This window comes from Pseudomonas sp. MS646, from assembly GCF_036693845.1.
Taxonomy (GTDB): Bacteria; Pseudomonadota; Gammaproteobacteria; order Pseudomonadales; family Pseudomonadaceae; genus Aquipseudomonas; species Aquipseudomonas chlororaphis_E.
The window spans coordinates 3801946-3815441 of record NZ_CP144763.1 but is presented as its reverse complement, the minus strand read 5'-3'; the positions used below and the strand labels follow the sequence as shown (position 1 = coordinate 3815441).

Below are 13496 nucleotides of genomic sequence, written 5' to 3'. Positions count from 1 at the left end.
GGATTGCACAGTGAAGCATTTACTTAAGGATCCTACGCTGTGGCGTGACGGTGCCTATATCGCCGGTGAGTGGCTGGCCGAGACGCCGCACGGTCACTACACGCTGCGTAATCCGGTGGACCAAACGGTACTGGCCGAGTTGCCGCGCTGCCGTGAAACTGAAGTCCGGCACGCCATCGACGCGGCGCATGAGGCCTTTGGCCCATGGCGTCGCCTGACGGCCAAACGCCGTGGCGAGGTGTTGCGCCGTTGGTATGAGCTGATGGTTGAACATCGGGAGGACATTGCCACGCTGATTACCTTGGAGGAGGGCAAGCCCCTGGAGGAGGCGCGTGGTGAAGTCGATTACGCGGCGTCTTTTGTGCGCTGGTTTGGCGAGGAAGCTACACGGGTGCGCGGTGATCTGATTCCGGGCGTAAAGGACACTCAGCGCATTGTGGTCCTGCGTGAACCCATCGGGGTTTGCGCCGCGATCACGCCCTGGAATTTCCCCGCTGCGATGATCACTCGCAAGGCCGCTCCGGCCCTCGCGGCCGGTTGCACGATGGTGGTGAAACCGGCCAGCCAGACACCGCTGACCGCGCTGGCACTCGCCGAGCTCGCCCTGCGCGCGGGGGTACCGGCGGGTGTTTTCAGTGTGATTACCGGCAATGACACCCGCGACATTGCCGGTGAGCTCACGTCCAACCCGCTGGTGCGCAAGCTCACCTTCACGGGGTCCACGGAAGTGGGCCGGCTGCTGCTGACGCAAGCGGCGCAGACGGTCAAGAAATGTTCCATGGAGTTGGGCGGCAACGCCCCGTTCATTGTCTTCGACGATGCTGATCTGGATGCGGCGGCTGACGGTGTGATGCTGGCCAAGTTTCGCAACGGTGGGCAGTCCTGTATCGGCGCGAATCGGGTGCTGGTGCAGTCCGGGGTTTATGACGCATTGGCCGAGCGCATTGTTGAGCGCATGGCACGCCTGAAAGTGGGAAATGGTCTGGAGCCGGGTGTACAGGTCGGGCCGCTGATCGATGACGCGGCGGTACGGAAATCCCAGGCGCTGGTTGATGATGCGCTGGCCCAAGGCGCTCGACTGCTGTCTGGCGGCAAGCCCCATGCGCTGGGCGGGTGTTTCTTCGAGCCCACCTTGTTGGCTGATGTGACCCATGGGATGCGGGTTGCTCGTGAGGAGATCTTCGGCCCGGTCATGCCGCTGGTGCGTTTCGACACCGATGACCAAGCCATTGCCATGGCCAACGACAGCGAGTTTGGCCTGGCCGCGTATCTGTTCAGCCGTGACGCGGCGCGTATCTGGCGCAACGCCGCGCGCATCGAGTCGGGCATGGTGGGGATCAACTGTGGCCTGATCTCGAATGAGGTCGCACCTTTCGGTGGCGTGAAGCAGAGCGGTCTTGGGCGAGAGGGATCTCACCTGGGAATAGACGAGTTCCTAGAGGTTAAATACCTCTGCTGGGATGGCTTGGAAAGCGTGTAAACAACCGTCGTTAAAGGCCGGTGGACGGCGGTTCGTGTGAGCCGTCGTTCATCGGCTTTTGTATTTGTTCTGCCGCAAAGACAGGCACTCCGAGCAATGCCCCCGGCTTACCTGCGCGACCCATCGCCGCCAGCGATACCTCGGATTGTGCAAAGCGATTTCAGCCCTGATAGCCGATTCGATAGTCTCGTGGCTGATCCGGCATTTTTCGTCGGCATTCCATGTTGCTGCGGCATTGACGCAATGACGCCGCAGCGCTCGTTGGTGCGCCATGCAATGTCTACCCGAGTGAATAAGAATAACTAGGAGAGCGTGATGATTGCAGCAGTCAACAAGGTCCTGGTGATCGGGGGAGGGTTCTCCGGTATGACCGCGGCTATCCAGCTCGCCCGCCAGGGCGTCGAAGTGGACCTCGTCGAAATCGATCCATTGTGGTGTCCTTTGGGAGCGGGGATTACGCTCAGTGGGCCCACGCTGCGAGCGCTTGATACGGTTGGGATTTTGGAAAGGGTCGCCGGGGAAGGGTACCTGTCGACCAATTTCGATGTGTTTTCACCGGTGGGCGACCTGATCGTGCAATTGGCGCTTCGACCGCCGGTCAGCGATAAGCCGATTCCCTGTGGTGGCGGCATCCTGCGCCCGGTACTGGCTCGAATATTTGCCGACAGGACGCGGGAAGTGGGGACCCGTGTGCGCCTGGGCATCACCTACGACAGCGTCATCGAGCTTGATGATGGCATTGATGTGTCTTTCACCGACGGGACCACTGAACGCTATGACCTGGTCGTCGCCGCTGACGGCGTGCATTCGCGCACGCGAAAGGAGTTTTTCCCGGAAGCACCCTCGCCAAAACCCATTCATCAGAGCGTCTGGCGCGCGGTGCTGAAGCGTCCGCCGGAAATCGTGCGCCCCACTCATTGGCTGGGTAGCACCAAGGTTGGCGTCAATCCAATCTCCGAAACGCACATGTACATGTTCCTCATGGAAAGCCGCGAGTTTTCCGAGTGGATCGACCCGGCCAGTTGGCCGGGTGAAATGGCGCGCCTGTTGAGTGAGTTCCCAGCCCCGATCCTGCAAACGCTGGTGCCGCAACTGTACGAGGCGGACGCCAATATCGACTATCGTCCGCTGTCCAATCTGTTGGTGCCGTTGCCCTGGCACAAGGGCCGAATCGTGCTGATCGGAGACACGGTGCATGCCACCACACCGCACCTGGCTTCCGGGGCTGGCATCGGTATTGAGAGCGCCATCGTGCTTGCCGAAGAGTTGCTCGGCAATAGCAATCTACAGACGGCCCTGAGCCGGTTCGAAACGCGGCGCTGGGAGCGTTGCCAACTCGTGGTCGAGAACTCCGCGCGTCTGTGCGAGATAGAGAAAAGTGGCGGGGACAAGGAAGAGCATGCGCAGATCATGCGTGAGTCCACTGCGACGCTGGCTGAGCCTATCTGATTGATTGCGACCCTGCTGGATGAGAAGGGTCGCGCTTCTGGTCGTTAGGAGCAGTGATCGAAAATAACGACCTCTTTGACGTAAGCGAAAAAAGACGCCGACGTCAGCGCCACGCCGTCCTCGGCAAGTTTTTGAAACAGCGCTCGCTGATACTGCCGAAAGGTCGAAAAATCCGCTTCATTTTCAAACCACAGGCTAGAGGCGCCTTCGTATACGGCGATGTTTGGCCCGAAATAGGCCGTCACCTTGTCACCCTCGGGCAGATACCGGGAGCGAACATACCGGCGTAGGGCGTTCTGGAAGTCGGGCTGTTCGCGGGTAATGCTCTCGTGAGCTGCGTCCCAAGCGTCGAAAAAACGATCGAGCGCCATGGATGGATTTTTCTTCAGCAGGATCATCACTTTCCATGGGAGAGGCGCTGTAGCGGTGCTAGCCGTCTCCGCTTCATCCATCAATTGAGCGAGCTGCTCGGAAAGGTCAGCGAAGTTCTTTGCATCAGGGCCCACGGTTTGCTGGGTATAGGGATCGCTGAAGGTGCGAATCAAGCCTGGCACGTCTTCAAAAAACAGCTCCGTAATGGAGTCTTTGTGGAAGGACTGTGCGTAGGCACTGTCGGCGTCAACCCCGAAAGCCGCGTCGATGACATGGTTCTGCACGTACCGTTTGACGCCTAACGGTTTGGCTTTAGCGATTTCTCCGTGGGTGTGCTCTACATAGTTTATAAACTCGGCATGCGTCATTCCTGGTTTTCTGCGTACAGCGGCTAGGATTTTGATCATGAGGCGTTCTCGCTATTGGCAGGGTTAACGGATCTTTGACTTAAATGCACTTTAGTGCGTCGTTATTCATCTGATTGTTTTTCAACACCCAAATATAAGGCCGTGGATATCCCGCAAACCAATCGGTATTCGTGCTGGTAGGTATCGCGCAAAAACATGGTCAAAGGCGGGACGATGCAGACCAGGGGGCGTGACGCAAAGCAAAGGCGTGTTACTGACGACGGTTTACTGCTTGGTTGTCAGTTGGAGCATTCTCAACGTGATCAAACAAACACCGTGGCGTGTATTTGTTGGATACTCCTCCGGCCAGGCGCTATGGTCGGGCTGATGCTCGGACGAATCACGGGTTGGCAAGGCCAAGCTCTGAGGCCCTGATCCAAGCGACGATCAGTCCAGTGTGTTGTCAATGGTGGCGTTAGGAATATTTTAATGGTGAGTTCCAATTCACCCCGGTCGATGCAGGATTTCAGTCAAAACCTGCGCCTTCTCTGCGGGTACTATAAGTCGGTGGCGATGGTGTGCCGCTCCCTCGATATCAACCGCCAGCAGTTCAACAAATACTTGGGCGCGCAGGCGGCTCCCTCGCTCTTCACCCTTCGTAAGATATGCGCCTTTTTTGGGGTAGATGAGGACGAGATCTTCTCCGAACATGAGTCCTTCCGGGCTTTGCTCAGCAGGCAGCGCGCGGCGCGCGAGCCGGACAGCGCGGTACCGGCCGATTTTTTTCCAAGCTCCGCACAGGCGCTGTCGAAGTATCAGGGTTACTACTTTGTCTATTTGATGTCGCCCTCCGGGTCTGGCGAAGTCATTAAGTCGATTACCCGCTTGTCCCGTTCCGGCAACAAGATCCTCAGCAAAACCTACGAACGAATGAGGTTAGGTGATGACCAACTGAAGAGTTTTGGCATCAATAAATATCGGGGGTTCTGCTTTGCTTCATCCGATTTGATTTACATCGTCGAGCGTGAGTACCTATCGTCTCGAGGCTATATCTGGTCGGCGCTTTACCCCTCCTATCGCAGTCGTTTCCGCTTTCTCAATGGCTTGGTGCTCGGCGTATCGGGCGACAATTTTCGCCGTCCTTTTGGTGCTCAGATTGTGTTTGAACATCTGGGCGAGTCGATTGATCTGCGTAACGCACTCTCCAGTTGCAGCTGCTTCCCGATTGATTCCCCTGAAATCCCCAGCGAGGTGAGGGCGCGGCTGCTGATTCGCCCATCCGAGGGTGAGTTCAACCTCGTTCCGCCGTTGTTCTGACTCAGCTTTAAAAATAGACGCTAGGTGACGCTTTCAAGCGTCATCAGGCGTTATTTTTTTAGCGCTCGCGAAATTGAGCTGGCCGTGAGGCAGATGAATAATGGGTCACACCGCTTAACAGGCAGTTTTACGAACGGCCCGTCTTGTCGTTTATTCCAGTTGGATTACTGCCTGTTTGTGCAAGTGACCCGCTGCGCCCATCATAAAAATAAGAGGAACACCGATGAACTTCAAAAGAACATTGATGGCAGGGTTGATGGTGCTGTCCGTTTCTGCACCGTTGACCAGTGGCTTGGTGTGTGCGGCAAACAATACCTTGGTTGTCGCTGATCGGGCCTCTTTCAAGGATTGGGACCCGGCCTCGGCTTTTTCGGAAGAGGTGCGAGTGCTGGGCAATATCTACGAGACACTTCTCGTCTATAACGCGCCCGGCAGTGCCGAGGAATTTTCCCCTGGGCTCGCCACGTCTTGGGAAAGCAGCGACAACGGCAAGACCTGGGCCTTCAAGCTGCGGCACGGTGTTAAATTTCATGACGGTTCGCCCTTCAACGCCGCGGCGGTCAAAAAATCCATTGACTACGTCAAAGCGCTAAAACAAGGCGCTGCGTATGTATGGAAAGCGCTGGATTCCATCGAGGTCGTCGCTGATGACACCGTGGTGCTCAAGTTCCAGAATCCCACTCCGGCCAATCTGATCGCGGCAGGTCAATACGCTGCTTATATCATTGCCCCGGCGGCGGTGGATAAGGGGCATGACTGGATGATGGCTCCCAACGCTATCGGTACCGGTCCCTATAGGCTTGGGCAGGTCGAACAGGGCCAGCAAGTGGTGCTTGAACGTTTCGATGGCTACTGGGGGGGCTGGAAAGAAGGGCAATTCGATCGGGTCATCGTGAAAGTCGTGTCCGAAGCCTCGACTCGTACCCAGATGATCAAGAATGGCGAGGCCGGTGTCGCTTGGGATATCCCTCTTGATCAGCTCAAGGTGTTGGGAGAGAACCCCGCCATCAAGGTGAGCACCGCGCCTTCGTGGAAGAACTTCCAGTTCTTGATCAATACCCAGAAGTACCCTACGGATAACGTGGCATTTCGTCAGGCGCTGCAATATCTCTGGGACTATGAAGGTGTCACCAACGATATTCTGCATGGCTACGGCAGTGTCCCCAAGGGACCTTTGCCCAGTAGCATCTGGGGGCATGCCAGCGTGCCCATGGCTTCTTACGATCTGGAGAAAGCCCGACAATTATTGGAAGCCTCTGGTGTGCCCAAGCAGGACTGGAAGGTCTCGATGCAGTACATCAGTGGCATCTATGCAAACGCCGCTGAGCTGTTCCAGGCAACGGCGTCTCAGGTTGGCGTGGAAGTGGAATTACGCCCCGGAGAGTGGGGTGTGATCTGGGATAAGGCGAAGAAGCTGGAAACTGCTCCCAACCTGCAATCCATGGCTTGGTGGCCGACGTATCCGACGCCGAGTGATTGGCTATTCAGTGAATTTCATACAGAGAAAACGACGCTGTTCAATCTGTCTCATTACAGCAATCCAAGTTTTGATCAGTTGATCGAAGAGGCGGCGGCGTTAGAAGGCAGTGATCGGGCTCAGTCCACTGAAAAGTACCAGCAGGCCCAGCAGATACTGGCGAAGGACGCCCCGGCGATCTGGTACGCAGACGTGCAGCAGATACGTGTTTCCCGCAAAGACATCAAGGGCATAGAAAAGAGCCTGAATCCGGCTTATGAGGCGATTCTCTACTACAACTTAAATCGTTGAATGCTGAGTTGTTCTCGATGAAGTTATAGGTGTAATGCCTAATTTGCCCTGTAATCCGATAGTTGGTTGATTGGCTTGGTCATTCCTCAAAAGTTAATTCGCTTTTGAGGATTTATGCTGGGCGTAAGAAGTCAGGGTCAAGTTTATTAGCCACAAAAGGTAGTATAAATGGCGAAGTATATAGCTCAGCGATTGATAGTCATGTTCTTCATTCTTTTGGGTGTGTTGACTATCACCTTCGTTTTGAGCCGAGCTCTTCCCGGTTCTCCGATAGAGATGATGCTGGGGAACCATCCCACGACGGAGCAGATAGCCGTCGCGCGGGAAAAACTGGGGTTGGATAAACCTCTGCCTATCCAATACTTCAATTACATTGGCGATCTTCTCCAGGGTGATTTTGGCACCAGTTTGCGCACCGGGCGGCCGGTGGCGGAGGAGGTCATCAGGCGGGTAGGCGCGACGTTTGAACTGACATTCCTTGCGATGTTCTGGGTGGTGCTGCTCGGGGTGCCTATCGGTGTCATCTCGGCGGCGCGGCAGAACTCAGTGGTCGACAATGTGTCACGAGCGGGGTCCATTGCCGGGACGGCATTTCCCGTATTCATCCTGGCCATGGGCTTGCAATTGCTGTTCTACGGCAAGCTCAATTGGTTGCCCCTGCAAGGACGTATCGATGCCTCCATTCTCCTCGATAGCCCCTTCGAGCGTGTGACCGGTTTTTACTTGATCGACACGCTGCTGGCCGGCAATTTCGGAGCACTTTGGAGCTCCATCAAACACCTGGCGCTACCGGTGCTCACCCTGGTGGTCGTGACGTTAGCCACTGTCACCCGTATCACGCGCAACATGATGGTCGAGGTGCTCTCCGAAGAGTACATCCGTACGGCCGTTTCTTACGGCGTACCCAAGTGGCGTATCCATTATGCCTATGCCTTGAAGGCGACAATGATCCCGCTCCTGACCGTGGTGGGCCTGACCTTCGGCTACCTGCTTGGAGGCGCAGTCGTTGTCGAATTCGTTTTCGATTGGCCCGGTCTGGGCGGCTTCGTGGTGTTTTCGATTGCCCAGAATGATTTTCCCGCCGTGATGGGGGCCACCCTGGTGCTGGCCACGACCTATCTGTCGATCAACCTGATTGTTGATCTGTTGTATCACCTTGTTGATCCGAGGTTGCGAGTCCAATGAGTATCCAAGACGTATCCCTGGCCATGCCCTCGCGAGCCCCCTCATGGCGCATCAAGGCCCTGGCGTTTGCCTGCGATAACAAGTTGTTTGTATTCGGCGCGCTGTTATTGCTGCTGATCATCCTGGCGGCCATCTTCGCCCCCTGGCTCGCGCCTTATGAACCGAACAAGATTGTCTTTTCCCAAAAATTAATGGCGCCCAACTGGGCACACTGGATGGGCACGGACGAGTTTGGTCGCGACATTCTTTCTCGGGTGCTTTATGGCGCACGCACCTCGCTGATCATTGGAGTGAGCGTGACGTTGATCGCGATGCTGATCGGAATTCCGATCGGGCTTGTTTCCGGCTACTTCGGCGGTCGAATCGATACGCTGCTGATGCGCGTCTCAGACGTGTTTCTGGCCTTTCCACCGCTGTTGTTGCCGATCGCTATTACCGCTGCGCTGGGATCGGGCTTGGCCAACGCCATGCTGGCGCTCGCAATCTCGTGGTTCCCTTGGTACGCGAGGATCATGCGTGGCGCGGTAGTACGGGTTCGCTCGGAGACCTATATCCATGCCGCTCGTTCCATGGGCGTCAGTCACTGCCGCATCTTGCTTCGCCATGTACTGCCCAATTCCACCACACCGTTGATCGTGCAGGGCTCCATGGACTTTGGCTACACCATTCTCGCTGCTGCCTCGCTGAGCTTTATCGGGCTGGGGGCCAAACCGCCCATGGTGGAGTGGGGGCTGATGGCCGCGGCGTCGCGCTCGCAATTGCTCGAAAATCCCTGGACGGTGCTGTTTCCCGGCGTGGCGATTTTTGTCCTGGTGCTGGCCGTCAACCTGGTGGGTGATGGGCTGCGCGATGTGCTCGATCCAAAGAAGGGGACGCGCTGATGATTAACGAATCCTTGCAACCTTCTACGCTCGAACAGCTCGCCGCTTCGAATAACGATGCAGCTCAAGACCTGGTGCTGGAAGTGGAAGGGCTGACGGTGTCTTTCCCAGGTTTGTTCAAAACCGTGAAGGCCGTACGCGGCATCGACCTCAAGGTCAGGCGCGGTGAGATCCTCGGGTTGGTCGGGGAGTCGGGCTCGGGCAAGTCCATGACGGCCATGTCCTGCCTTGGATTGATGCCTGAGGCCGCTCGGCTGGGCGGCAGTGTCAAGGTCGCCGGACAGCAGGTCAACGGTGCGTCGGTATCGCAGCTAGCGGATTTGCGCGGCGGAGGGGCGGCGATGATCTTTCAGAATCCGATGAAGGCGCTCAACCCGTTCTTCACGGTCGGACGACAGATGTTCGATGTCATCGGTTGCCATCGGCAACTGAGCAAGGCCCAGATTCGCGCCGAGGCGCTGAGCTCGCTGGAGGCGGTGAGCATGCCCGATCCTTATCTGGCGCTAGGCAAGTATCCGCACCAGATGTCCGGCGGCCAGTTGCAACGAGTGGTGATTGCCATGGCGCTGGCCTGCCGACCGAAACTGCTGATCGCCGATGAGCCGACCACGGCGCTGGACGTCACCGTGCAGGCTCAAATCATCGCCCTGCTGCGCAAGCTGGCGCAGGAGCAGGACCTTGCGATTCTGTTTATCACCCACAACCTTGGCGTCGTGGCTTCGCTCTGTGACCGGGTGGCGGTGATGTATGCCGGCGAAGTGGTGGAGAGCGGTCCGGTGGGCCAGGTGTTCAAGCGACCAGCACACCCCTACACCCTGAAATTGATGGGCACCGTGCCAAAGTTGGGGCAGGGATCCCAGCCCCTGGGCTTCATCCCCGGGCAGGTGCCGAACATGGCGGCTCCTCCGGCAGGCTGCGCCTTCAATCCACGCTGTGAACGCGCCACTGGACGATGCGTTCAGGCTGCGCCGAGGGTAGAGATCGGCGAGGGACACTGGGCGGCTTGTCACAACACGTTGGTCAAGGTGTGAGGCTTCTTTGAAAGGTAAACGGCTATGAATAACAACAAACAGCCCGCACTGCTGAGCGTCACTCAGCTGCACAAGACCTACGCCAGCCGCGACGGCCTGGTGACCGCCATCGACCACATCAGCCTGGAGGTGCAGGCCGGTGAGACGGTCGCGCTGGTGGGGGAATCCGGTTGTGGCAAAAGTACGGTTGCCGCGACCTTGCTCGGTCTGCTGCCAGCCGACAGTGGGCAGATTCTGGTCGAAGGTCGGCCGCTGCCGACTGATGCCAGGGCGCGGGGCAGAAGCTTGAGCATGGTGTTCCAGAATCCCTACGCCTCGCTGAATCCAAAAATGACAATCAAGGCGATTGTTGCCGAGCCGCTGAAGGTTGCCTTTGGTTTACGCGGCAGCGCCTTGCACGCGCGCATCCTTTCGCTGTTGGGAAATGTTGGAATGGGCGAGGAACACATGGAGCGCTATCCCCATGAATTTTCTGGAGGCCAGTTGCAGCGTATCGCTATCGCCCGGGCCTTGGCGCTGGAGTCTAAACTGCTGATCCTTGATGAGCCTACGGCGGCGCTCGACGTGTCGGTCCAGGCCCAAGTGCTGCAATTGCTCAAGACGCTGCAGACCGATAATGGACTGAGCTACCTGTTTATCAGCCACGATCTTGCGACGGTCGAGTACCTGGCGCAGCAGGTGCTGGTGATGTACTTGGGGCGCATCGTCGAGGCCGGGCCTGTGGGGCAGGTGTTCGGTCGACCGCGTCATCCCTACACCCGTGCTCTGCTCGATTCAGTGCCCTCCATCGACCCGGAACGCCGTGACCAGTTGCAAATCCTCAGCGGCGAGATCCCGAGCCCCTTGAACAGGCCTACCGGGTGCCATTTCGCGCCCCGTTGCCCGAGGGCTAGCGATCGTTGTCGCCGAGAGGTGCCAGCCGAGATCGAGGATCACGGCCACCGCTTTTCTTGCCACCACCCTCTGAACGATGAGAACTGACCCCTATGTACAATAAAAACGACATGACCGCTCCTGGTATTGGTTATCAGGACCTAAGGCTGATGCAGGGCTATCCGCCACCCCAGGAAAAGCAGGTCCGTCAGCATAATTGGGACAGTCCGCCGTATAACCGTTGGTCTTTCCAGCATATGAGCCAGCTGTTTCCGGTGGCAGCCATTCATCGCGGTCCCGGACCGGTCAGTGAATTCAAGCGCAATGAACGCTCCCTGGACAATGTCACGTTCCAGCGGGTCGACGGCGGACAAACCGATCTGGCGACTTTCCTGACCGACAGCTACACCGATGGTTTCTTGGTACTTAATCAAGGCAAGGTGGTTTCGGAGCAGTATTTCAACGGCATGCAGCCGCACACGTTGCATCTGCTGCAATCGGTCTCCAAGACCGTCGTCGGCAGCCTGGTCGGCAGGTTGATAGGCCAGGGCAAAATCGATCCCCAAGCGCATGTCAGCCACTATGTGCCCGAGCTGTCGGCAAGCGGCTACGGCGACGCCCGCGTGCAGGATCTGCTGGATATGCGAACGGGCGTGAGATTCAGGGAGGACTACACCGATCCAGATGCTGAATTCATCCAGTTGGATATCGCCTCGGGTTGGCGTGAACGGGGAGAGCGAGAGTCTCCTGACAGCATTTACGGTTTGTTGAAATCGCTGAGTAAAGATCGTGAGCATGATCAGTTCTTCGAGTATCGCTCGGTGGATACCGACATGTTGGCCTGGGTCTGTGAGCGGGCCTGCGGCGAGCGGCTCCCCGTTTTGCTGAGTCGGGAGATCTGGTCAAGACTAGGGGCAGAGCAAGACGCGAATATCACCCTCGATTGTGTTGGAACTGCATTGGCCGACGGCGGGATGAGCGCCACGCTGCGTGATCTCGGGCGTTTTGCCCAGATGTATTTGCAGGGTGGACATTTCAATAGCCAGCAGATCGTCCCAGAGACGTTTGTGCGTGCATGCGGACGTGGTTCCACACCCGCTTTTGAAGTCCTATACGGCTACTACACCAAGCACTTTCCGACCGCGGCTTACAGTAATCAGTGCTGGGTATTGGACAGTGAGCAAGGCACCTACTCGGCGCGCGGAGTATTTGGTCAGAGTATCTATTGGGATCCGGCTGCTGAAGTGGCGATCGTAAAGCTTTCCAGCTGGCCGGACTTCATCAATCCGGAGTGGACGTTGGATACCTTCCGTGCTTGTGCCGCTGTAGTTGAAGAACTTCAACGCAACTGACGCCGAAGTTTAAACGACTGCGGCTTCTTAAACAGCGTTTAGCCCGCTAGCACCTGGACGCTGTTCCAGCTTCAGTCTCGGCGGGCCATACCTATTTCATCCAGACCGCGCTTTGCCGTGGCCGGGATGGTTGTTGCCAAAAATAAAACTTAAAGACGGAGCGACCATGAAATTGAACACCACTCGGGCCTTGCGCTCATTGATCCCGCTGGCGCTGTCGGGTGCACTTTCCATCCACGCGCAGGCGGTCCAGGTCACCGACAATCTCGATCTCGGTGGCGCTGTCCGGGCGCGTTGGGACTATGACCCGGATCGCGATATCCAGAAGTTCAACTTTGATACCGTGATCCTTTCCGCCAAGTATAACTCCGACGCTTGGATCGGCCAGGTCAAGTACCGTTTCTACGGCCGAGCCTACCCTTACCAGTACACAGAAAACGTCGGGGACGTCCAGTTCGCCGAGTTCGCCTGGATCGGCTACAAGTTCAACCCCGACCAGCAGGTCCAAGTCGGCCTGAACCAAGTACCGTTCGGTTTGCAGCCGTACTTCGGCAGCACGTTTTATCAAACCCTGGGCAACGTCGTGGGGCTGGAAGACTTGGAAGAACTGGGCGCAAAGTACATCCAGCAAAGCGGTGACTGGAACATCCAGGCTGGGTACTACCTTCGCCCGGCCTCGCAGGGCAAAGGTACGAGTAAGGGGGAAACCTACTCCAGCGTTGTCTCTGAAGCGGACAGCTATGTCATCGACAGCAGCAACAACCAGGAACGCAACACCTTGGTACTGCGGGTGGCCAAGGCGCTGGACCTGGGGCCGTGGAAGTCCGAAGTCGGGATTTCTGGCCTGACCTCATCCCTGGAGAACCGCGACACCAACAACGACGGCCGGCGCAATGCCGTGGCGGTGCACTACATCGGTAAAAACGGACCATGGGGCGTGCAACTGCAAGCTGCGCGACAGCAGATGTCACCGCGCAACCCCGGCACTGATGAACTGGTGACTTTCGGCGGTTACGACGCCACTTACAACGTCGCCAGTCGCGGCAACTTGTACGTGGCGGATGTGAGCTACGACGTTGGCGGCAAGTACCTGTTCGATCAGATCAGCGGTGTGCAGCTGTACGCCAACTACAGCGCCTTCGATAAATCCGCAGACGATTTCAAGACCTCGCAACGGATGATTTTCGGCACCTCGTTCTCCCTCAGCAAACTGTGGATCGCCACGGAATGGTTGTACGGCAAGAATGATCCGGTCATCGGTGGCAGCAGCCTCACCCAGAGTCTGGGGGCTGGTGGTAGTGATCAGTGGGAAAACCAGTTGTACATGAACATCGGTTATTACTTCTGATCCGGATTTTTGGCAACAACCCTAAAGTCCTTTCCCCGAGCGGGCTCGCCCACAGGTTTAGCGCACAACCTGTAGGCGAGCCTGAATTGGTCA

At 57.2% G+C, this 13496-nt stretch carries 11 protein-coding genes; 10 read left to right on the top strand and 1 reads right to left on the bottom strand.

Features of this window, described 5'->3' with window-relative positions; genetic code table 11:
- Positions 1-10 precede the first annotated feature (10 nt).
- A complete protein-coding gene (locus tag V3H56_RS16660; protein WP_042727884.1) occupies positions 11-1480 on the top strand; it encodes an NAD-dependent succinate-semialdehyde dehydrogenase in 1470 nt (489 codons plus the stop codon).
- Between the two features lie 315 nt (positions 1481-1795).
- On the top strand, positions 1796-2929 hold the full coding sequence (locus tag V3H56_RS16655; RefSeq protein ID WP_080921997.1) for an FAD-dependent oxidoreductase: 1134 nt from the start codon (positions 1796-1798) through the stop codon (positions 2927-2929).
- Between the two features lie 44 nt (positions 2930-2973).
- On the opposite strand, the gene V3H56_RS16650 is transcribed toward V3H56_RS16655, so the two are convergent.
- A complete protein-coding gene (locus V3H56_RS16650; RefSeq protein ID WP_042727883.1) occupies positions 2974-3708 on the bottom strand; it encodes an EthD domain-containing protein in 735 nt (244 codons plus the stop codon).
- Between the two features lie 429 nt (positions 3709-4137).
- On the opposite strand from V3H56_RS16650, the gene V3H56_RS16645 reads away from it, so the two are divergent.
- From V3H56_RS16645 to V3H56_RS16610, 8 genes are all read left to right on the top strand, one after another.
- Entirely contained in the window at positions 4138-4965 is an 828-nt protein-coding gene (locus V3H56_RS16645; protein ID WP_042727882.1) for a helix-turn-helix transcriptional regulator, read from the top strand.
- Between the two features lie 223 nt (positions 4966-5188).
- Complete coding sequence (locus V3H56_RS16640; protein WP_042727881.1) at positions 5189-6733, top strand: ABC transporter substrate-binding protein; 1545 nt, start codon at positions 5189-5191, stop codon at positions 6731-6733.
- Between the two features lie 201 nt (positions 6734-6934).
- Positions 6935-7918, top strand: coding sequence for an ABC transporter permease (locus tag V3H56_RS16635; protein ID WP_237614114.1), 984 nt, complete (start codon positions 6935-6937; stop codon positions 7916-7918).
- A complete protein-coding gene (locus tag V3H56_RS16630) occupies positions 7915-8799 on the top strand; it encodes an ABC transporter permease (RefSeq protein ID WP_042727879.1) in 885 nt (294 codons plus the stop codon). Before V3H56_RS16635 ends, V3H56_RS16630 begins: the two co-directional genes overlap by 4 nt.
- Complete coding sequence (locus tag V3H56_RS16625) at positions 8799-9830, top strand: ABC transporter ATP-binding protein (RefSeq protein ID WP_042727878.1); 1032 nt, start codon at positions 8799-8801, stop codon at positions 9828-9830. The genes V3H56_RS16630 and V3H56_RS16625 overlap by 1 nt, the downstream gene beginning before the upstream one ends.
- Positions 9831-9854: 24 nt before the next feature.
- Complete coding sequence (locus tag V3H56_RS16620; protein WP_042727877.1) at positions 9855-10811, top strand: oligopeptide/dipeptide ABC transporter ATP-binding protein; 957 nt, start codon at positions 9855-9857, stop codon at positions 10809-10811.
- A 5-nt stretch (positions 10812-10816) separates the two neighbouring features.
- Positions 10817-12055 (top strand): serine hydrolase, encoded by a 1239-nt coding sequence (locus tag V3H56_RS16615; protein ID WP_338473634.1) that lies wholly within the window; start codon positions 10817-10819, stop codon positions 12053-12055.
- Between the two features lie 166 nt (positions 12056-12221).
- Positions 12222-13403: a hypothetical protein gene (locus tag V3H56_RS16610; protein WP_042727876.1), complete on the top strand. Its 1182-nt coding sequence runs from the start codon at positions 12222-12224 to the stop codon at positions 13401-13403.
- The last annotated feature ends 93 nt before the right edge of the window (positions 13404-13496 follow it).

What these genes read in the sequence shown, in the direction of transcription:
- V3H56_RS16645 (WP_042727882.1), top strand. Translation starts at nt 4,138, where the DNA reads ATGGTGAGTTCCAATTCACCCCGGTCGATGCAGGATTTCAGTCAAAAC.
- V3H56_RS16650 (WP_042727883.1), bottom strand. Translation starts at nt 3,708, where the DNA reads ATGATCAAAATCCTAGCCGCTGTACGCAGAAAACCAGGAATGACGCAT.
- V3H56_RS16615 (WP_338473634.1), top strand. Translation starts at nt 10,817, where the DNA reads ATGTACAATAAAAACGACATGACCGCTCCTGGTATTGGTTATCAGGAC.
- V3H56_RS16655 (WP_080921997.1), top strand. Translation starts at nt 1,796, where the DNA reads ATGATTGCAGCAGTCAACAAGGTCCTGGTGATCGGGGGAGGGTTCTCC.
- V3H56_RS16630 (WP_042727879.1), top strand. Translation starts at nt 7,915, where the DNA reads ATGAGTATCCAAGACGTATCCCTGGCCATGCCCTCGCGAGCCCCCTCA.
- V3H56_RS16625 (WP_042727878.1), top strand. Translation starts at nt 8,799, where the DNA reads ATGATTAACGAATCCTTGCAACCTTCTACGCTCGAACAGCTCGCCGCT.
- V3H56_RS16610 (WP_042727876.1), top strand. Translation starts at nt 12,222, where the DNA reads ATGAAATTGAACACCACTCGGGCCTTGCGCTCATTGATCCCGCTGGCG.
- V3H56_RS16635 (WP_237614114.1), top strand. Translation starts at nt 6,935, where the DNA reads ATGTTCTTCATTCTTTTGGGTGTGTTGACTATCACCTTCGTTTTGAGC.
- V3H56_RS16620 (WP_042727877.1), top strand. Translation starts at nt 9,855, where the DNA reads ATGAATAACAACAAACAGCCCGCACTGCTGAGCGTCACTCAGCTGCAC.
- V3H56_RS16640 (WP_042727881.1), top strand. Translation starts at nt 5,189, where the DNA reads ATGAACTTCAAAAGAACATTGATGGCAGGGTTGATGGTGCTGTCCGTT.